15 protein-coding genes, 1 pseudogene and 2 other annotated features are annotated in these 20,713 nt (G+C 36.0%); of the genes and pseudogenes, 6 read left to right on the top strand and 10 right to left on the bottom strand.

Annotated features, from left to right (window positions below; genetic code table 11):
* Nucleotides 1-31: 31 nt before the first annotated feature.
* Both odhB and AB1280_RS11525 read right to left on the bottom strand, forming a co-directional pair.
* Nucleotides 32-1,282 carry a 2-oxoglutarate dehydrogenase complex dihydrolipoyllysine-residue succinyltransferase gene (gene odhB, locus AB1280_RS11530; protein ID WP_272187394.1) on the bottom strand — a complete coding sequence of 417 codons (1,251 nt, stop codon included), beginning with the start codon at nt 1,280-1,282 and terminating at the stop codon, nt 32-34.
* Between the two features lie 109 nt (nt 1,283-1,391).
* A complete protein-coding gene (locus tag AB1280_RS11525) occupies nt 1,392-4,247 on the bottom strand; it encodes a 2-oxoglutarate dehydrogenase E1 component (RefSeq protein WP_429755874.1) in 2,856 nt (951 codons plus the stop codon).
* A gap of 1,065 nt (nt 4,248-5,312) precedes the next feature.
* Between AB1280_RS11525 and AB1280_RS11520 the strand changes: the two genes are divergently transcribed.
* Together AB1280_RS11520 and AB1280_RS11515 are read left to right on the top strand one after the other, a co-directional pair.
* Nucleotides 5,313-6,671, top strand: a complete 1,359-nt coding sequence (locus AB1280_RS11520; RefSeq protein WP_429755873.1) for a carotenoid oxygenase family protein — start codon at nt 5,313-5,315, stop codon at nt 6,669-6,671.
* A 1-nt stretch (nt 6,672) separates the two neighbouring features.
* Nucleotides 6,673-7,305: a VC0807 family protein gene (locus AB1280_RS11515; protein WP_272187397.1), complete on the top strand. Its 633-nt coding sequence runs from the start codon at nt 6,673-6,675 to the stop codon at nt 7,303-7,305.
* 201 nt (nt 7,306-7,506) lie between these two features.
* Here AB1280_RS11515 and AB1280_RS11510 read toward each other — a convergent pair whose 3' ends face one another.
* On the bottom strand, nt 7,507-8,394 hold the full coding sequence (locus AB1280_RS11510) for a DMT family transporter (protein ID WP_429755872.1): 888 nt from the start codon (nt 8,392-8,394) through the stop codon (nt 7,507-7,509).
* A gap of 322 nt (nt 8,395-8,716) precedes the next feature.
* Nucleotides 8,717-8,946: a binding site (T-box leader), on the top strand.
* Nucleotides 8,947-8,992: 46 nt separating this feature from the next.
* Nucleotides 8,993-9,222, top strand: a binding site (T-box leader).
* A gap of 106 nt (nt 9,223-9,328) precedes the next feature.
* On the opposite strand from AB1280_RS11510, the gene AB1280_RS11505 reads away from it, so the two are divergent.
* The 3 genes from AB1280_RS11505 to AB1280_RS11495 all read left to right on the top strand — a co-directional run bounded on the left by AB1280_RS11505 (nt 9,329) and on the right by AB1280_RS11495 (nt 12,161).
* Complete coding sequence (locus AB1280_RS11505) at nt 9,329-10,657, top strand: amino acid permease (RefSeq protein WP_429755871.1); 1,329 nt, start codon at nt 9,329-9,331, stop codon at nt 10,655-10,657.
* 194 nt (nt 10,658-10,851) lie between these two features.
* Complete coding sequence (locus AB1280_RS11500) at nt 10,852-11,502, top strand: YdeI/OmpD-associated family protein (RefSeq protein WP_429755870.1); 651 nt, start codon at nt 10,852-10,854, stop codon at nt 11,500-11,502.
* A 179-nt stretch (nt 11,503-11,681) separates the two neighbouring features.
* Nucleotides 11,682-12,161: a hypothetical protein gene (locus tag AB1280_RS11495; protein ID WP_429755869.1), complete on the top strand. Its 480-nt coding sequence runs from the start codon at nt 11,682-11,684 to the stop codon at nt 12,159-12,161.
* A 282-nt stretch (nt 12,162-12,443) separates the two neighbouring features.
* Here AB1280_RS11495 and AB1280_RS11490 read toward each other — a convergent pair whose 3' ends face one another.
* Both AB1280_RS11490 and AB1280_RS11485 read right to left on the bottom strand, forming a co-directional pair.
* On the bottom strand, nt 12,444-12,881 hold the full coding sequence (locus AB1280_RS11490; protein ID WP_272187401.1) for a BclA C-terminal domain-containing protein: 438 nt from the start codon (nt 12,879-12,881) through the stop codon (nt 12,444-12,446).
* 250 nt (nt 12,882-13,131) lie between these two features.
* Entirely contained in the window at nt 13,132-13,521 is a 390-nt protein-coding gene (locus AB1280_RS11485) for a DUF1259 domain-containing protein (protein WP_429755868.1), read from the bottom strand.
* Between the two features lie 510 nt (nt 13,522-14,031).
* On the opposite strand from AB1280_RS11485, the gene AB1280_RS11480 reads away from it, so the two are divergent.
* Nucleotides 14,032-15,492 (top strand): IS1182 family transposase, encoded by a 1,461-nt coding sequence (locus AB1280_RS11480; RefSeq protein WP_429755867.1) that lies wholly within the window; start codon nt 14,032-14,034, stop codon nt 15,490-15,492.
* A gap of 31 nt (nt 15,493-15,523) precedes the next feature.
* Here the strand turns inward: AB1280_RS11480 and AB1280_RS11475 are convergent.
* The 5 genes and pseudogenes from AB1280_RS11475 to AB1280_RS11455 form a co-directional block, all read right to left on the bottom strand.
* Nucleotides 15,524-16,935 (bottom strand): IS3 family transposase gene (locus AB1280_RS11475; RefSeq protein ID WP_429755866.1). Its coding sequence is split into 2 segments (ribosomal slippage): nt 15,524-16,464 and nt 16,464-16,935, totalling 1,413 coding nucleotides; the frame shifts between segments, so codons are not numbered across the junction.
* Nucleotides 16,936-17,112: 177 nt separating this feature from the next.
* Entirely contained in the window at nt 17,113-18,051 is a 939-nt protein-coding gene (locus AB1280_RS11470; protein WP_429755865.1) for a phosphotransferase enzyme family protein, read from the bottom strand.
* A gap of 362 nt (nt 18,052-18,413) precedes the next feature.
* Nucleotides 18,414-19,037: pseudogene (locus AB1280_RS11465) on the bottom strand (NDxxF motif lipoprotein).
* A 26-nt stretch (nt 19,038-19,063) separates the two neighbouring features.
* Nucleotides 19,064-19,624: an HAAS signaling domain-containing protein gene (locus AB1280_RS11460; RefSeq protein ID WP_429755864.1), complete on the bottom strand. Its 561-nt coding sequence runs from the start codon at nt 19,622-19,624 to the stop codon at nt 19,064-19,066.
* Between the two features lie 505 nt (nt 19,625-20,129).
* A complete protein-coding gene (locus AB1280_RS11455) occupies nt 20,130-20,582 on the bottom strand; it encodes a stress protein (RefSeq protein ID WP_429757332.1) in 453 nt (150 codons plus the stop codon).
* Nucleotides 20,583-20,713: the final 131 nt, after the last annotated feature.

Below are 20,713 nucleotides of genomic sequence, written 5' to 3'. Positions count from 1 at the left end.
TTGCAAGAGGGTTCTTCGATTGATATAAGAATCAACCTTCTAATAATAATGATTTTGGATCTTCAAGCATTTCTTTAACTGCAACAAGGAAGCTAACAGCCTCTTTTCCATCTACGATGCGGTGGTCATAAGATAGAGCAAGGTACATCATTGGACGGTTTTCCATGCGCTCTGCATCAATCGCAACAGGGCGTACTTGGATTTTATGCATACCAAGGATACCAACTTGTGGGCTGTTTAGGATTGGTGTTGACATAAGAGAGCCGAACACGCCACCATTTGTAATTGTAAATGTACCACCTTGTAGTTCTTTTAAAGTAAGTTTGTTATCACGTGCTTTTTTACCAAGATTACGAATTTCGCTTTCGATTTCAGCAAAGTTCATTTGGTTTGCATCACGTAAAACAGGAACAACTAATCCATCTGGAGCTGCTACAGCGATTCCGATATCGTAGAATTTCTTGATGATAAGCTCATCACCTTGAATTTCAGCATTTAATAATGGGAATTGTTTTAATGCTGCTACAACTGCTTTTGTGAAGAATGACATGAAGCCAAGACGAACATCATGTTTCTTTTCGAACGCATCTTTACGTTCTTTACGTAATTCCATGATAGCTGTCATATCAACTTCGTTAAATGTTGTTAACATTGCAGACGTTTGCTGAACTTCTACAAGACGATTTGCAATTGTTTGACGGCGGCGGGACATTTTTACGCGCTCAACTGGTTTTTCAAACTCAGTTTTTGCAGCTGGTTTTGGACTTTGTTTTTCTTGTTTTGGCTCTGCTTTTGGCGCAGTAGCATGTGCTTGAACATCATGCGGTCTAACGCGGCCAAGTGGATCAGTGCTGCGTACGTCATTTAAGTCGATTCCTAATTCACGTGCCATTTTTCTAGCAGCAGGTGAAGCAATTGGACGATCTGTATTTGGAAGACCTTGTAAAGGTGCTGGATTTGACGCTGCACTTGGAGCCTCAGCTTTTGGTGCTTCCGTAACTTCTTGTTTTGGTTCTGCTGGAGCAGGTGTACTTACTGCTGCCGCTGCATTTGCATCTAAAACTGCGATAACGTCACCGATTTCAACTGTATCCCCAGGTTCTCCTAGTAATTTTGATACAATACCTGAATCTTCTGCAATGATTTCTACATTGACTTTATCTGTTTCAAGCTCAACAACGCTTGCGCCTTTCTCAACTTTGTCACCTACGTTGATAAGCCATTGTGAAATAGTTCCTTCTGTAATAGATTCTGCAAGCTCAGGTACTTTAATTTCGATCATTTTAAATGTCCTCCCCTATTTTGCCTAACAATTGATTTGATATGGTTATATAAATAATCTTCTCTAGCCGTGAATGGGGGAGACCCCCATTCACAGGAAGTTAACAGTATTACTTATTGTGAACAAATTCTTGTTCTTGTTGTAACTCGAAATTGATATTAAGAGTTTTATTAATAATCAATTCTTGTTCTTTTCTATGAACATGAGGATCGCCACCTGATGGACTTGAACGATCGGGACGTCCAATATAGTTCGCTTTTACTTTGTCAGAAGCAAGTTCGAATAGAATTGGTGCAACATAATGCCATGCGCCCATATTTCTTGGTTCTTCCTGTACCCATACGATTTCTTCCAGGTTTTCAAAACGCTCAGCAATCGCTTGGATTTTCTCAGTAGGGAATGGGTATAACTGTTCAACGCGAGCGATATGCACTTCATCTAGCGTATGTTCTTTCTTGTTCGATTCGACATCTACTGCTAAATCGATTGCCATCTTACCTGTAGTTAATACAAGACGCTTCACTTTACTTGTTTCTGTTCCAAGGTTCGGCTCTTCTACAACTGTTTGGAAGCTGCCTTCACTTAACTCAGAAGCAGGTGAAGATGTAAGTGGATGACGTAACAAGCTCTTTGGCGTCATAATTACTAATGGTCTTACATAATCAGTGCCAAGACTTGCTGCTTGGCGGCGCAGGATATGGAAATATTGCGCTGCACTTGTTAAGTTTGCAACTGTCCAGTTATTCTCTGCAGCAAGCTGTAAGAAACGTTCTGGACGAGCGCTGGAATGCTCAGGACCTTGGCCCTCATAACCGTGAGGAAGAAGGAGAACAAGACCAGATTTTTGACCCCATTTTGCTCTTCCTGATGAAACGAATTGGTCAAACAATGCTTGCGCTGTATTCGAGAAGTCTCCGTATTGTGCTTCCCACATTGTCAATGTTTCAGGAGAGAATACGTTATAGCCATACTCAAATCCTACAACAGCAGCTTCAGAAAGCGGACTATTATGAACTGCGAAAGAAGCGCGTGCTTGTGGCAAGCGATGCATTGGCGAATACGTTTCGTTCGTTTCTGTATCATGTAATACAACGTGGCGCTGTGCGAATGTACCACGCTCTGAATCCTGTCCTGTCAGACGAATTGGCGTACCGTCTTGTAAAATTGAAGCAAACGCTAACGCTTCGGCATTTGCCCACTCTAGCTTACCGCCATCTTTAAATGCGCTTCCACGACGTTCAAGGATTTTCTTTAATTTTGGATATACGTTAAAACCTTCTGGCCACTCAAGAAGACTTGTATTTAATTCTTCAAGTGTTTCTAATGGAACACCTGTCATCATTTTTGGAATTCCGTTTGCAACTACTTCTGGAACTTCAACGTTAGCAGATACTTCTTTTTTATCTGAAGAAACTTGGTTATATTCAGCTTTCAAATGCTCTTGTATAAATTGCGTAATTGTTTCTACTTCTTCAGCATTTAGAATGCCTTTTGCCTGTAACTCTTCAGCATATAAAGCTCTTACAGTTGGATGCTTGCTAACCTTTTTGTATACTTTCGGTTGTGTAACTGCTGGATCATCCATTTCGTTATGACCATAGCGGCGATATCCAATTAAGTCAATTAGGAAATCCTTTTTGAATAGCGTACGGTATTGGAAAGCAAGAGTAGCTGCAATCAGACAAGCTTCAGGATCATCGGCATTTACGTGTACAATCGGAATATCAAAGCCTTTCGCAAGGTCACTTGAATATCTTGTAGAGCGAGAATCATAACTATCAGTTGTAAATCCGACTGCGTTATTCGCAATAACATGAATCGTTCCGCCTGTTTGATAACCTTTCAGTCTGCTTAAGTTCAGTGTCTCAGGTACGATACCTTGACCAGGGAACGCAGCATCACCGTGTACTAAAATTGCGAAAGATTTAGAAACATCTTGCGTTGGATAACCTGCTTGTTCGCGATTTTCCTGAGCAGCACGTGCAAATCCTTCTACAACTGGATCTACAAATTCAAGGTGACTTGGGTTATTTGCTAAAGTAACTCGTGTAAGAGCTTCTCCAGATCCAATCAATTGCTCTTTACCTAAGTGATACTTCACATCACCAGTCCAACCGATGTTGTTCTTATCAGTGCCCTGCATCGGTGCTGAATGTTTAAATTCAGTGAACATGTGACTATATGGTTTTTCTAATGTATGAGCGAGCACACTAAGACGTCCGCGGTGAGCCATCCCGATCATAATATCTTTCACGCCGCTTTTAGCGCCTTCAGAAATCATTTCATCAAGCATAGGAACTAGCATATCAACGCCTTCGATAGAAAAGCGCTTTTGACCAACGAATGTCTTATGCAAAAATTGCTCGAAACCTTCAACCGCTGTCAATCGTTTTAAAACAGCAATTCGTTTCTCGTTTGATAGTGGATGATACAAGGAAGTGGATTCCACCATTTGTTGCAGCCATGCACGTTCTTCACTATCTTGAACATGAGCGAACTCATAAGCTAAAGATTTTGAATACACATCTTTTAATCTATTAACAGCATCATACGCTGTTTGAACATCAGCAGGTGCATCTGCCCAAACCATTTTCGCTGAAATCGCTTTCAAATCATTTTCGCCTAGTCCCTCTAAAGAAAACTGCCCATCCACTTTTTCCTCCAGCGGATTAATATGTGCAGAAAGGTGACCGTATGAACGAATATTTTCTAAAACTTTTGCAGCTTTTAGAACTTTTTCTATATCTGTATTGTTTTGAGAAGATAAATGAGAGCCGTTAGTAGTGCCCGCTGTAAAATCTGTATAAAAAGGAGGAGCACCCCAACTTGCGAAAAGCTCTTCTAACTCTGGATCAACAGAACCTTCCCCAGCTACATAACGATCGTACTGTTCAATGACATAGCCAAGGTTTGGACCATGGAACTTAGCCCAAGGACTGTTTGTATTTGTATTCTTCGTCGTCATTTGACAAAACCTCCTACTCGTTAGAACCAGTAACGAGTGCAATTCATTTTATATTCTTATGTTATTACGATAATTTACATAATACAAAACGTTATTACTTATCTGTTTTGTAAAAAAACGTTCACAATTACTTATCACCCAGAAATTTACTATGATTACCAAGTGAAACTTGTACAATAAAACTACTATCTAGGGATAAAATGGAAATGGAATTACCACCTAAAATTATAAAGAAAATTATGAACATTCAAGCAAAAACGTTTTAAATTATGTATACTAAAATAATAAGCGCTTTCAAAAATATTATACAACAATATCACAAAGTATAATAGGAAAAAAGATAAAATTTCGAATTGATTGTCAATTCAGTTCGTTGAGAGAGGTAATATCAGAGTAGAAGGGGATGTCTTACTATATTTTATATATTCTTGTTGTAAATGGATTGATACTATTTTAATAGATAGTATCAAAAAGAAAGACTACAGTATAAGTCGTACTAACTTTTTATCTTGTTTAGGGGCTATTCATTGTTTATGTAGTTATTTTTGTTGTTGAACCTACGTGATTTTCTCTTTAAGGAAGTAATAAATATATAAGAAAATATTGAACATCATTTATGATATTTGGAATGATTGATGCAATAATCAAATTATGTATAGGAATTGCCTTATTAATAATAAGTCCGAAACGTTAGTAATTAGCCTTGTAAAGGACGGGGGAAAATACCCGTCTTTTTTATTTTTGTAACAAAGCTCTCAACTCTTGTAATAGAAAGAATCGTATTTTTAAGATGTAATATTTTATGATAGTTTGAGTGAATAGTTGTGTAAATTAATAGAAGCTAATAAAAAGGAGAAATATTATAGAAGGCAATGATTAGAAAATAATACTAAAGAAATTTATCAATACAATTTTTGCAGAAAGATTTGTGATTTTTATTGAGTAGCGAACATATTTTTTTAGTAATGTTGTGGCTAATGGGAAAGTAGAACACATTTATCCCACTATCCGTGGGCGGTAAGAACCCCGTTTCTACTGGCGTGACTTTTAAAGGAGGAATGCGAATTGAATACGTTTCAAAAAGGATTAAGTAGCTTAAATAAAGAAGTAGAAATTGGAAGCTTACCAATTCAAGGACAGATTCCTATATGGCTGTCTGGTAGTCTGTTTCGAAATGGTCCTGCCCATTTTACGGGAGTGCACTGGTTTGATGGATTAGCAATGATTCATAAGTTTTCGTTTCGGCATGGAAATGTGTCATATACAAATCGCTTCCTAAGAACAGAAGCTTATCATCATGTAATGGAAGCCGGGCAACAATTGGCTGGCTTTGGATCAGCTGGAACCACAGGAGGCAAAAATAATACTAACGTTAATATTATGAAAATGGACCATCATTTTCTGGCTTTAACGGAATCGCCTGGGATGGTCGAATTTGATCCACTAACTTTAAATACTGTAGGTGTTTATCAATTCCAAGATAATATTCCAGCTCATATGACTACAGCTCATCCTCATTTAGATCCTCATAGTGGTCAACTCATCAATTTCACCATTCAATTTGGAAAAACAACTTTCTACCATATTTACACCATTGATCCTGTATCAGCGCGCCGTCGATTAATTGGAAGTATTGAAACGAATCGACCAGGTTATATGCACAGTTTTGCGATTACAAATCATTATATTATTTTGTTGGAATTTCCTTTGATAATCCAGCCTATGTTGTTGAGGGCGGGTAAGAATTTCATAGACAGTTTAACTTGGAAGCCAGAACAGGGCTTACGTTTTTTAGTTATCAGTAAAGCGGACGGAAAGTTACATCGCATAGTGGAAAGTCAAGCTGGTTTTGGTTTTCATGTAATCAATGCGTTTGAGAACGGTAAGGATGTTATTATTGATGCTTGTATTTCAAAAGAAGCTTCAGCTGTTGCAAATCTTTCCATTGATCAGCTAACGAGCGGTTCCCAAATAGGATCTCATCCTCAATTTAAGCGATATATTTTGGAGGAAGGCTGCTCTATCGCGGTGGAAGAGATTTTATCGGCAGAAAGTATTGAACTGCCATCAATTCACTATCAAGGGTACAACGGACAAAATTATCGATACGCTTATGGTGTAAGCACAAGTCTTATTCATCCGGAGAATATGGATAATCAATTAATTAAAATTGATACCCATACAGGGGAGAGTAAGATTTGGTCTCAAGAAGATTGTTATCCTGGTGAACCGGTATTTGTGGCTACGCCTAACGGCACTAAAGAGGATGAGGGAGTCTTACTATCAGTGGTTCTTAGCGGGATTCAAGGACGTTCATTTTTATTGGTTTTAGATGCTCAAACTATGGATGAAATCGGAAGAGCAGAGGTTCCTCATCATATTCCATTCGGATTTCATGGGATATATACAGAGGAGGGGATGTAACATGGAACGGAAACAAATTGTACGTGGAATTATTCTTTCTTTACTTATTAATGCGGCATTGCCCATTTTAGTTTACGAGCTGTTACTAGGGCATGTGTCAAATATCATGGCGCTCACAATTGCCACAATGATTCCTTTAGTAGAAACTATAATCTATTTTCTGAAGTATAGAAAATGGGATGCATTTGCAGTGTTTATGTTAGTTGGATTTATTCTTTCAATTATTGCTGCTCTCCTTGGCGGAGACGAAAGACTTATTTTAGTTCGGGAATCCTTTGTTACAGGAGTTATGGGGTTAATTTTCCTTGGCTCTCTTATTACCCGAAGACCGCTAATTTATTATTTCGCCTTACGATTTACTGTCGGGAAGACAGAAAAAGAACAGGCGTCTTTTGCTGATAAGTGGAACAACCCTTACTTTCGTAAAGTGTTACGAATCATGACAACAGGGTGGGGGATTGTCTTATTAGGCGAAGCGTTGCTGAAAGTGGTACTTGTCTATAACCTTTCAGTATCGACATTTTTAGCAATTTCTAATTTGGTTACGTATGGATTCATTGGACTTGCAATTATTTGGACCGTCCTGTATCGCAGAAAATCACGTCAAAAAATAGATCCAACAAAAAGAGGATGACACGATAACCATCTTATTGTGTTGATTTGTGAACATCAAGAGACAAAATGGTGAAAAAAGAAATCATGATGGAATCGGTTATCCATCCGTTTATAACGAAAAGAGCGCCCGAAGATGGGCGCTTTTTTTCATTCGCATAATCAGTGCTATCCGAAGAGAATCTAGGTAGGAGAATTATTTCTATGTACCGCATCGAAACATCTATTCTATATGCCTCTTATAATTAAGTTTAAAAAAACTCTTAAAGTCTAGTTCAGCAATTAATACACTTAATAAGATGAGTGTTGCACCTAAGTAACCTTTCAATGTGAGAGTTTCACCTGTGAAAAAGAAAGCGAACCCTGCAGAAAATACAGGCTCTAATGAAAAAATAAGACCTGCATGTGTAGGAGTCGTATGTTGCTGCGCGATGACTTGGACAATGAAAGCCATTGCAGTACAAAATATGCTTAATATTAAAATGGAAAACCATGATTCGAAATTATTAGGAAGTTTTGGTGTTTCCATAAACATTGAGAAAATGATACTAAATAGGCCAACAAAACCGAGTTGTAACACACCAAGAGCAATGGAATTCACATGCTTAGTCATGGTTCCAGTAACGATGATATGAACGGCGTAAAATAAAGCACATAATATGCATAATATATCACCGTAACCGATTTTTAAGTTACTATTTAATGTTAATAGTCCAATTCCGACAATCGTTAAAACGATTGCTAATACAACCTTTTTTTCAGGCCGTTGTTTTAAAAATATAGATGATAATATCGGAATAAATATGACTGTGAGGCTCATTAAGAAACCAGCATTCGAAACGGTTGTATACTTTGTACCAAAAGTCGCACAAACATAAACGATAAATAAAATAGAAGCCAATATAAACGCATATTTTACAGTTTTAAAATCAATTTTGATTAAATGTTTGTAAAATACGATGCCTGATAAAAGAAAAGCAATCATAAAACGTAACGAAATTAAATTATATTCTTCCATGTAAGTGAGTCCAACCTTTGTAAGTAAGATGGATGCACCCCAAAAAAATGTAACCAGTAGTAGCATTAAATCAGCTTTTAATTGTGTTTTCATCTCTATTTCCTCGTTATGTATAATTTATAATTCTATATACTCTTCTTATTCATTTTAATATTAATTCGGAATATTTAAAATAAAAACATTGCATTATTATGAGTCGGAGATTATTTCTTTCCAGATTCATTGATAAATCACATAGGTGACTTTCTTTTTTGACTTCAGTAAGGTTTATAACTGTAACTTTCGATAGGAAAGAGAGCATAGATTGTTTTTCAAAAAAGTATTTTTAAAAACTATTGACAGAATATTAATGCAAGCTCTATAATACAAAACATACTTATTAAAGATTGTAGCTACGTCATATAAATTAAAATAAAATTGAGCAATGAAGGGAATATAAGTAGTGCTTATCTCACTGTTTTAGAGAGCTGATGGAAGGTGCAAATCAGTACAAAGATAAGTGTGAATTTCAATCCTGGAGCATCTTTTTCGAAGTAAAGGACGACCTTTATGAGGGAAAGACGGTCAAATATGAGATCGTTAACAAAATCGAGAGGCAGACTCGGTCTGCAATTAGGGTGGTACCGCGATATATTCGTCCCTACTGATACAATCAGTAGGGACTTTTTTATTATATAAAAAACATAATATTGGAAATGCAGTGAAAGGAATACAGTAATACTTATTTCCCTGTTTCAGAGAGCTGATGGAAGGTGTGAATCAGTACATAAATAAGTGTGAATTTCAATCCTGGAGCATCTTTTTCGAAGTAAAGGACGACCTTTATGAGAGAAAGACGGTCAAATATGAGATCGTTAACAAAATCGAGAGGCAGACCTAGTCTGCAATTAGGGTGGTACCGCGGTGTAAATCGTCCCTGTCATGTAGGACAGGGACGATTTTTTTTATAAAAAGGAAAACTACAATTGATCCAATAAAATCTTTTGTAAAATTAAAAATCTTTATATAGAAATGAGAGGAGAAAGTTATGGAATTACAAAAAAGGTTATTGCCGCGGCATGTCCGTTTGATGGCACTCGGAGGAGCAATCGGCACAGGGATATTTAAAGGGACTTCTGAAACAGTATCGATAGCGGGGCCTGCAGTTATTTTTTCTTATCTGTTTGCAGGGTTATTGCTGCTTGTGGTAATGAGTGCACTTGCGGAGATGGCCATCGCTTATCCAGGGATGAATATGAAAGGATTTATTCGTAAAGCATTTGGATCAAACGTGTCGTTTGTGATTGGATGGATGTACTGCTTCATGTTGCTAGTTGTATGCGTCATTGAAGTAATCGCTGCAGGAAGCTTTCTGCAATATTGGTTTCCTTCTATGTCTTTATGGTCTTTAAGCTTTATAAGTGCAATTTTCATTGTGGCTATTAACTTTATGAATGTAAAGCATTACGGAGAATTTGAATTTTGGTTTGCGGGAATTAAAATTACGATGATTGTTCTATTCCTTATTTTAGGCGGAGCTATTTTATTCGGAGTGATTCCGAGCAACGAAACACACTATATGCAAAACTACGTACAGCATCAGGGATTCTTCCCTCACGGCTGGTCAGGTGTATTTTCCGCATTATTAATTGTAATTTTTTCTTACGGTGGTTCGGAACTTATCGGATTGACTTTAACAGAAATGAAGGATACAGAGAAAGTATTGCCTAAAGTGATTAAAGGAGTATTTTGGAGAATTGTATTATTCTATACACTTCCGATCCTTATTATTTGCGGATTAATTCCGTGGAATGAAATTGGCAATCAAGCAAGTCCGTTTGTACAAGTGTTATCAACAGTTGGGTTTAAAGGATCAGCTCATATTATGAACTTCGTCCTAATCACAGCAGTATTGTCGGCGGCAAACTCCGGTATTTACGGCTGTACACGTATGTTGCATTCCTTAGCTGCAGAAGGAGAAGCACCGAAACAATTTTCATATGTTGCGAAGAACGGTGTTCCCGTATATAGCGTTATCTTAAGCTCCATCGTTCTTGTTGGCGGCACATTCGTCGCATACTTTTCACCTGACCGTGTTTTTGGATACTTAATGGCAATCCCAGGATTTACAGTATCAGTGGTATGGGTCAGCATATGTTTAGCACAACTGAAGCTTCGCAAAACATATACAAAATTGCCGCATTTTAAAGTATGGGGATTTCCATATGCAACTTTATTTACTGCAATTACATTAAGTATTTGCTGCGTGGCATTTACATTCAGCGATCAAAATCGAGCAAGCATATTTCTTTGTTTAGGCATTTTAATTATTTTAATTCTATGTTCTGCTTTTGTAGGCAAAAAGAAAAAAGTATAGCAATACTACATTTTTAAGAGAGATGAAAGGCAGACTATGCATTGGTCTGCCTTTTTATGTTAAGAAAGTATAAGCGACTATTTTTACAGACATTTTTCTATGAATAAGGTAAACTTTATTGGAATTAGTGCAATGATTGAATAGAAAATAAATGGAACTGACATTGTAATGAACTAAAAATGAAGGAGCCTATTATGACAATTATCGATAAATTAAAACTAACGAAATTCAAAAACATGGCCGTAATCAATCAACCAAGTGACTACAATGTCTTCACTGAACAAAAAACGACTCTTTCAAAAGAACATGATGCTATTTTCATTTTTGTAGAAACACTTGATGAAATGGTCATGCACACAAAAAAATTCCTTAACGATGAACAACTATTATTTGAAAAAGGCTATATATTTTTCGCATACCCGAAAAAAGGGAATAAGCGTTATGAAACATATATTCACAGAGATGAAATGTTCCCAGCAATGAACGGTGGAGAAGATGGATATATAGGGAACAGCGATATTAAGTTCGCCCGTATGGTAAGCATGGATGACGTTTTCACTGTTGTCGGTTTAAAACGTGAAAAAAAGAAAGCGAAGAAAACAGTAGCTGCCAGCCAATGCGTTGCCGATTATGAGAACAATGTGAAAGATGTCGAAGCATTATTAGCCGATTATCCAAACGAACTGAAGTTTTACCAAAGCTTAACACCTGGATATCAAAAAGATTGGGCGCGTCACATCTTTTCAGCAAAGCAACAACAAACACGAGATAAACGCCAGCAACAAATGGTTGATATTCTTTCGCAAGGGTATAAAACACTTGATTTGTTCCGTCGAAAGAAGTAATAAATTGAAGCTTTTATCCGTGGGGATTTTCTTTATTCCCCACGGATGGTTAGTATATCATCATAACCTATCATTAATGGTAGTTATTCTGCCTAATTTAAAAGGAGAATAAGCTCCTTTATTTTTTAAAAACATAGCATGTAAAAGACTATGACATAATTATAAAAAGTTGGTGAAACATGCTATTTGATTCTGAACGTATTATAGGTTTCCCAGGCGTGAGTATGGGCGGTTTACTAAGCATGGGCAAAGGCTTACTAGGTATGATGGGCAAGGGAGGCTTTCTAGGCATGGGCAAGGGAGGATTTTCAGGCATGGGCATGGGTGGATTCCCAGGCATGGGTATGGGAGGATTTCCAGGCATGGGTATGGGAGGATTTCCAGGCATGGGTATGGGAGGATCTCCAGGCATGGGTATGGGAGGATTTCCAGGCATGGGCAAGGGAGGATTTCCAGGCATGGGCAAGGGAGGATTTTCAGGCATGGGCATGGGTGGATTCCCAGGCATGGGCATGGGTGGATTCCCAGGCATGGGTATGGGAGGATTTCCAGGCATGGGTATGGGAGGATTTCCAGGCATGGGTATGGGTGGATTCCCAGGCATGGGTATGGGAGGATTCTCAGGCATGGGTATGGGAGGATTTCCAGGCATGCGATAGTCTTGATTTTTAATACTTTATATCCGGATAGACTATACTTAGTTGGATAGAAAAGGTAAGGTCAAGTCAAGTAGAATAAATTTAATATGAATTAGGAGAATCAAGCTTGAAATGAAGCCTGAATAAAGCCTCAATCCTTTCAAAATAAAAGGATTGAGGCTTTTTGTTTTGTATGATTCTGATCGGCCGCAAATCTACCATATAATGGATATTTTGTCGCTTTTATATATTTAATACGGACCACTTTTATAAGCGTTTGTTCTGCTGCACAAATACATCTTACTAGCTAAGCTTCTCGATAGTTAATGACGCAGCATTAACTTTCTGTCCATTTAAAATTGGTAGTAACACATCAGTAGTTAATCCTATATTTCTAAGTTGCAGTGTGGAACGTTTAGGAATATGGATAATAGCTTGTCCTGTGAGCATCAGACTCGCTCCATCCACTAGTCTTTGTATACCGTAATTAGTAAGTTGTTCACCTACTAGAGAATTATTTAAAATTAAACCATATACGGAAGTAGAAGCGGGACCATCTATTAATAATATAAATTCGATTTTATAGTCTCCTGCTTTAGGAATGAATAAGGTGTCACTAGGAGGGTTAAATACTATATGATTCAATGGACCGTTTCTATTAAATTTTACGTTTTCACCTGATCTGACTCCTATAGGATTGTTGCCTACAAGTGTAACGTAGCCATAGGCTGGTTTTGGCATTATTATGCACCTCCTCATTTTACTCTTTTTAACATTGTATGAGAGTAAGGAGAAAGGGAGTGTATGCTTGTCTAGGAAAAATGAATTGTACATATTTTTGAAATGCCGTGAAGACTGACTCTTCGAGGGGAATATTACAGTGAGAGGAACAGTTCGAATGGTAGAGACCTTAGTTAGAAACTGAAAGGGGAGAGCACTGCTTAGTGTTGGCAGTCGACAGAAGTTTCTTTAATTGGTACAAAGATTATGATTAAATAGCTTTTAATGCTTTCCTAACTTTTCTTGCAAAAGTCAATGGTTCTTCAACAGATTCGATATTAACATAAATTAAGCGTGGATTATCGAATAACCATTCATTGTGGATAGACGAAACTATTATTCCTTGAGCAAGAATTACAGTGATAAATGGCTCCACTTCATTTTGTAAAAGTGCTACTCTTCCTAAACATAAAGCTTGGCCACTTAAATTATCTATTGATTCGAATGAGAAAGAAGAAGTCACCCCAAATCTCTTTCCTAAAATCGTTGCGCTTATTTGATCACGAGCTATTGTAGCGACACACTTTCCACCCGCAAATCCTGATTGACCGCCTATAATTTTTGCAAACTTATTACAAAGTGTTTCTTCATTATTTATCATCGTATTTATCACCTTCTTTACACTTTATTTTGTTTTTTATAATTTTACTCTTTCTGCTTGCAACCGTAATGAAGAATCTGTAACTAGAAGACCTGGAACTTCCAGACTTGTCCTTCAGAATATCTTATTAAAATTCAATTAAAGTTGTACAGGCAGTTGTAGTAGGAAAGTTGTGAATTTATTAAGAATGGTATAAGTTGACCTTAAAGCAACGGAAGCGGGTTTATTGAAATAGAAATATAATATAAAGTGCGTTGTTTTGGAATATTCACTAATAACTCCTGATTTTATCATATCTGGAGAGAAGACCCCCACCTCAAGCGTGAAGTGACCCCATAAAGTTAGACGGGTTATTTGATTATGCGGCGGTTAAGGTCTGAACTCGGTATTGTACGAGGGCACTGAAAAACTCCATCTAGTTCCATTTGGCGATATATTCGACGATGCAATCGTCGAATATATCGCCTTTTTAATTTATAATAGAGAGACTAAATGCAGGTGGTGTTCCCAATGATTTCAAACCAAGAGACTCTCAACTTAAGTCCGTACATGGCCATTTACGATATTGTCGTGCCAAAAGATAATATGCTTCGTCAAATTAACGAACTGGTGGATTTCTCATTCATTTTAGAGGAATTGAAAACAAAATATTGTTTAGATAATGGAAGAAATGCGATTCCTCCGATTCGAATGTTTAAGTACTTATTGTTAAAAGCCATTTTTGATGTATCTGATGTAGACCTTGTCGAACGTTCAAAATATGACATGTCTTTCAAGTATTTTTTAGATATGGCGCCAGAAGATGACGTGATTGATTCAAGTTCACTCACAAAATTCCGCAGACTTCGTCTTCAAGACGTAAACTTATTAGATATGCTCATTGGAAAAACAGTTGAAATCGCACTCGAAAAGAACATTATCAAAAGTAAAACAATCATTGTGGACGCAACGCATACCAAAGCACGTTATAATCAAAAATCACCGAAAGAATTTTTACAAGAGAAATCAAAACATACCCGCAAAGCAGTGTATCAATTTGATAACTCCATGAAAGAAAAATTTCCAAAGAAGAATACTTCTAACGAAGTAAAAGATGAAATAGCTTACTGTGAAAAATTGATTGCCATTATTGAAAACAAACCACAAATCGCTCATCTACCAGCCGTAAAGGAAAAATTGAACGTGTTAAAAGAAGCTGTAGAAGATACGCAAGAACATCTAAATTATTCAACAGACACCGATGCACGAGTAGGACATAAAACAGCAGACAGTTCTTTCTTTGGTTATAAAACACATTTAGCAATTAGTGATGAACGTATTATTACAGCAGCAGTCGTTACAACAGGTGAAAAATCAGATGGACATTATCTACAAGAACTGATTGAAAAAAGTAAAGTAACAGGAATGGAAGTTGAAACAGTCATCGCTGACACGGCTTATTCAGGGAAAAGCAATTTACTTTATACAAAAGAACAAAGCATTCAACTGATTTCTAAGTTAAATCCAATGATTACTCAAAATGGGCGAGCAAACGGAAAAGGATTTGACTTTAATAAAGATGCAGGTTTATTTGTATGTCCAGCAGGACATTTAGCAAAAAGAAAAAGTAAAAAACCAGATTCACATCCAGGAGCAAGTGCAAGAATGGTTTATTTTTTTGACGTTGAAAAATGTAAGGTCTGTCCACTCCGAGAAGGATGTGTTAAAGAAGGCGCAAAAACTAAAACCTATTCTGTTGCCATTAAATCAGAGGAACATTTAGACCAACAAGCTTTTCAAGAAACAGAAGAATTTAAACGCTTAGCTCGAGAACGCTATAAAATCGAAGCGAAAAATAGTGAGTTAAAAAATAAACACGGGTACGATCAAGCGTCGGCTGCGGGTTCATTTGGCATGCGAATTCAGGGAGCAACGACGATATTCGCTGTCAATCTAAAAAGAATCTTGAAGCTTCTGAATAAAAAAGGGTAATAAATAGGCAAAAAAATAGAGCGTTTCCTGTTCAAAATTGAACAAGAAGCGCCCTATTTTTCTCTATAATGAATTTATTTATAAAAAACGCAAGTTTTTCAGTGCCCTCGTATTGTACTGGGCTCAGGCCTTTTAATTTTGCCTTAATTCGTTTGTGATTGTAGTAATCTATATATTTCACTAGTTCTTTCTTAAATTGATCTACACTTTCAAATTCCTTCAAATACAGAAATTCAGATTTCATAATACCAAAGAAATTTTCAATGACAGCGTTGTCGTAACAGTTGCCTTTACGTGACATACTTTGCGTAATGCCACGCTCTTTTAGCGCATATCTATATTTTTTCATTTGATAGTGCCAACCTTGATCTGAATGGATAAGAAGCTCGTCATCTTCTGAAAGTCGCTCAAACGATTGCTCTAACATCTCTGATACAAGTGAATAGGTTGGCCGTGAACCGATTGTATACGTAATAATTTCACCATTATACAAATCTAAAATTGGTGATAGATATAGCTTTTCACCAAATAATTTAAACTCTGTAATATCCGTTACCCATTTTTCATTTGGTTTTTCTGCCTTGAAATTTCGATCTAAGATGTTTGGTGCAATCTTGCCGACTGTACCTTTGTACGAACGATATTTCTTCATACGCACCAGACATTTCAAACCCAATTCCTTCATAATACGTTGCACTTTTTTATGGTTTACTCGTTGGCCACGATTTCCGAGTTCATCTCGAATACGGCGGTATCCATAACGTCCTTCATGCTCATCATAAATCGATTGAATTAAGGTTTTCAGTTCCACATCTTGGTCCGGTTGTCCAGCGTTTTTCACCCAGTAATAGTACGTGCTACGTGGGATATCCGCGAGTTGTAGGAGTGCTTTCACCGGGAATTCAGTCCTTAGTTCATAGACTACTTGTGCTTTGTCTTGTTTGGTGATTTTTCCTTGTTTTGAACTAAGGCATTCAACTTTTTTAAGTACGCATTCTCCATACGTAAACGCTCTAATTCGACTTGTAGTGCCTCGATAGATCCTTCAGCTGGTAATGATTTTTTCGTTTGTTTATTTGTTTCTTTATTCATAGATAGACGCCCCTTTTCCTTTGGTTCTAGGGCCTCGATTCCACCAGATTCAAACTGTTTTTTCCAAGTTCGAATCATCTTCGTTGTAGAAAGGTTGAAAATCGCAGTTGTTTCTCGGATCGACGTCCTATGTTCGCTCATATAATTAAGTACGTCTAGTTTATACTGCGCAGAATACTTTGCATAGCTTTTTATAAAAGCTTGTACTCCATGATATTCATACCGTTTAATCAAAAGTAGTAAATCACTTTTATCCATGCCAATTGTATTGGCGATTGCCTTGCATGATTCATTTCCATCTACATAACGCTGAACAGCAGCTAATTTTTCTGATTCTGAGAATTTCTGCATATAAAAAGCACCTCCAATTGTTAGACTGTGTCTAACAATTGGGGTGCACTTCTGCGTGTGAGAAGTGCAACGGTAGGTGGGGGTAGTTCAATGCACAAGTATAGCAAGTGTCATAGGAAGTTTTACATCAGGCCCCTGAATATGATTGACGTGCTTTAGTTTAATAGCAATAGTTAATTAAAAATTCAGAATAGAGTAATTGTGTTCGATCCTCATTCTAAAGTGGTTCATTATTCGTATTTGTTCTTCAGTTAGCCTTTCTTTATTCCAGTACATATGCATTAAGTTATATTCAAATATTTCCTTTAATTTAATAAATAGAGAAAGTTTTCCTAACATCTCTGGAGATATATCATTTTCCTCTTGATATCCGTCAATTATTGCTTTCGTAATAGAACGCCCATAGTCAACTATGTTGCCATTCCCTACAAACGAATACTCCAACGCACTATATATTGGAACAGCTAAATCGAATATATAATAATGTTTTTCACAATCTTGAAAATCAACCATTGTTAATTTCGAATCACTATTTACTAAAATGTTTTCTAACCATAAATCCCCATGTAGTAAGCCATATGTAGAATGACATTTTGGTAAATTTTTAATTGTAGATAACACATTATGTGCAATTTCTCTAATAGTGCTTTCTTCTTTAGGGATATATTTATGAAAATCATATTCCTCATTATCATACCAATCGTTGATATATTTAGTAGGCATTATATTTTCAAATTTCCTTGATAAACGATGTAATCTACCAATTTGCCGACCTAATTCTTTTAATACATTGGCGTTCCATTGACTTTTTGGTAAGTGGACACCAGAAGCTGAACTATATACAACAGTTAAAACGTCCTTATCAAGTGTTATCTTTTCTACTAATTTACCATTTAAAGAAGATATGCAGAGCGGGACACAAAATCCTTCATTATATAAAAAATTTGTATATGTAACCTCTTCTAACTGTTCATCGTATGTTTTATAGTTCGTTATTCTAGCGAAGAAGTTACCTTGCTCTGCTATACAACGATACATTTCAGTTGTTACTGATTCGACTTTAATAAAATTCATTGGATATATTTCGTTAAGTAATTCAAGTATCTTTTGTTCCATATACGTTTTAATTCCTCCAATCTAATATAGATAATGACTTCGTTACAAAACTAACCTCCTTCGCACTTTATAGTATATCAAAATTGGAAAACTTTTCCGTTAAAAGATTTGAGAAATGGTGCATATATTTTGCGAGTACTAGATCCCTTCGATACAGCCACCCCCTAGTTCCATAAAACAATGACTATTATTATATTTATTCTATTATGGTATTGTGTGGGCACCTCAAAATTCGGCGGAGGAAAGGAAGATAGGGGTGGGGGATAAGAAAAAAACACTGATTAAAGTTTCGCTTTATAGTCCTTCCACAAAAAATCCCCTTCAAAGTAGCCTTTTTTAGTGACTATTTTGAAGGGAATATACTATTGTTGATTGAAATATGTAGTTTTAATATTTTTTTCGTTCAGAAATTTTTCGATTTCTTTTTGTTTTCTACCATTAACTGTAGTAAAACGTTTTGTAAAAGAAAAATCTGTTTTTAACAAGTTACCATTTTGCGAGAGTTTGTCTATTTCCTGTTGCATTTCTAATAAAAGTGCCGTAGATGATGAAATATATTCATAGATTTCCTTTGAAGGTTTTTGATAATCAGCAGGTATATTATTATTGCTAATAAAATCATGAAAATTCGCATCATTCTTTTTGGCTAAATCCATTAGTTTTTGTAATTTTTCTCGATCGGATTCAGTAACATTCTCATCAGAAATTGTTGAAGAAAGTGGAACGATGTTTTCGGTTAACTCCCAACTATAATCTAAATAATTTTTTATACTTTGTTTCATTTCATCTTCATTAATATTTTCATTCTTTTTTTGAGAGTCGAATATATTTTCTGGAATTTTAATAGTAACATCTTTAATAGATTGTACATTGCTTAATTTATCATAACGTGAATCGTTTACTTCATTAGATTATGTATCGTATGAACAAGCAGAAATAAATACAATAGTGAGAGACATGAATAGATATAAAGTATATTTTTTCATTTTAATCTCATCTCCTTTTTGCTTAATTAATACTTTTGTAAAATGGCTAAATTCCATTTTAAATACTTTACTAAAAGTGAGTATAAATGTTTTATTGCAAAGTAAGATATCCCAGCAATTGTTAAACCAATGAGAAAACCTACAAATACACTATAAAGATCTGAAAAATGGATTTGGTGAAATCCTTTAATAAGTCCTACTACTATTAATAGGATAGGTGATACTAATAGTAATGGAGTGGCAATTATGAGCGCCAGAAGAATTGGAAAAAACAAGAGTAACAAGAAGAAAGCGATAATGATAAATATAAAGTTCAAAAAACTTAAGCTCATAACAGAAAATATTGCTTTTATCATATTTTTGAGGCTTCGTTTATTATCAGCGTTGTTTATAGCATATATAACATGAAGTTCTTTAGCGATCGTTTTAGGGTTTCCTAGACCTTTAGAAATTTCTTCTTCAGATTTTCCATCCTGTTTACCACTGATAAAATGAGTTTCATATTCTGAAATAATATCTTTTTTCTCTGAATTTGGTATATTCTTCAGGGAAGAGCCAAGTTGTTTTAGAAATTCACTTTTGTTCATTAAAACCACCTTCCTTTATAAAATGATTAATCACTCTCGGTAGTATCGCTAAAGCTATTAGTTCTAACACACCTTTTAAAATTGTATGTTTACAGGATCTCTCACTACCTTTAATATGAAAGTTCCATTCAATGTATATCCAATTATTACTAAACATACCATTAACTAGTATGTTTTGCAAGGTACTATAATATTATCGATACCGTGAATCGATGAGTACTATATCCATTTTAAAAAGGGATAAAATAAATTTATAGCAAAATATTAGGAGTGATCAAATAGGAAGAAATGGACTAATCTTTTTACAACGGTTTACATTTAGGCCGTCTCCAACGTCTGATACATAGCGGTTCGGAACTTTCGGAAGAATTGGCTTTACAGTGCTTATATTTAGAAGAAATTAAAAACGTTTAAATTATAGTCGGTAAAAAAAGTACCCCTCCAAATGTTACACTGTGTCTAACATTTGGAGGGGTACTTCTTTGAAGGTGGCTTCTTTTTTGCGTTATTTCACTAGCTTGTCCATTACATCCTTATATTTTGCGAACTCTTCGTCCTTCATTTCACCATTCATTTGTAATAAAAAGTTACCTTTTGCGTATGTATGTGAAAAGAGCATTGGACCGGATTTTCCTAACTCATCGTAATATTGTTTAGCCTTTTCTAAGTCCTCTTTTTTACTAAACTCAAATAGTCTTCCGCCGTTATCTTCACCAAGAGATGGTACCAATAAACGTTTACCTTCTTTACGCATATTACCAAATTCTTTTTGAGGTAGATCGGTAGGATTCTCCGCTTGTAAGCCGGCGTTTTTAAATTCAGTAATAAAAGAATCAACTGTTACCTTTGTTTCTTTCTTTTCTTTTTTCGCTTCTTGCTTTGGTTCAGTGGGTGATTTTTCGCTAGTATTCCCACATGCCGTTAAAGAAGCTAACGATAAACATAGTGCCCCAACAATCAATGCCTTTTTCAAATTGACCACTCCCTATAACATGTTATGCATTTAATTATAACAATAAATGTATTTATGTTCCTGATAATTTAGTGTTGGAAAGGCATCAATTGAGAAATTCTAACTAATTATCAAAG

This window comes from Bacillus sp. S10(2024), from assembly GCF_050473865.1.
GTDB lineage: Bacteria > Bacillota > Bacilli > Bacillales > Bacillaceae_G > Bacillus_A.
This window is presented reverse-complemented; position numbering and strand designations above follow the sequence as displayed.

Bases quoted from the DNA above. Each gene is read 5' to 3' on its own strand.
- AB1280_RS11515 (WP_272187397.1), top strand. From the start codon at position 6,673: ATGGAACGGAAACAAATTGTACGTGGAATTATTCTTTCTTTACTTATT.
- AB1280_RS11470 (WP_429755865.1), bottom strand. From the start codon at position 18,051: ATGGAACAAAAGATACTTGAATTACTTAACGAAATATATCCAATGAAT.
- AB1280_RS11490 (WP_272187401.1), bottom strand. From the start codon at position 12,881: ATGCCAAAACCAGCCTATGGCTACGTTACACTTGTAGGCAACAATCCT.
- AB1280_RS11480 (WP_429755867.1), top strand. From the start codon at position 14,032: ATGATTTCAAACCAAGAGACTCTCAACTTAAGTCCGTACATGGCCATT.
- AB1280_RS11510 (WP_429755872.1), bottom strand. From the start codon at position 8,394: ATGAAAACACAATTAAAAGCTGATTTAATGCTACTACTGGTTACATTT.
- AB1280_RS11505 (WP_429755871.1), top strand. From the start codon at position 9,329: ATGGAATTACAAAAAAGGTTATTGCCGCGGCATGTCCGTTTGATGGCA.
- odhB (WP_272187394.1), bottom strand. From the start codon at position 1,282: ATGATCGAAATTAAAGTACCTGAGCTTGCAGAATCTATTACAGAAGGA.
- AB1280_RS11525 (WP_429755874.1), bottom strand. From the start codon at position 4,247: ATGACGACGAAGAATACAAATACAAACAGTCCTTGGGCTAAGTTCCAT.
- AB1280_RS11495 (WP_429755869.1), top strand. From the start codon at position 11,682: ATGCTATTTGATTCTGAACGTATTATAGGTTTCCCAGGCGTGAGTATG.
- AB1280_RS11485 (WP_429755868.1), bottom strand. From the start codon at position 13,521: ATGATAAATAATGAAGAAACACTTTGTAATAAGTTTGCAAAAATTATA.
- AB1280_RS11500 (WP_429755870.1), top strand. From the start codon at position 10,852: ATGACAATTATCGATAAATTAAAACTAACGAAATTCAAAAACATGGCC.
- AB1280_RS11460 (WP_429755864.1), bottom strand. From the start codon at position 19,624: ATGAACAAAAGTGAATTTCTAAAACAACTTGGCTCTTCCCTGAAGAAT.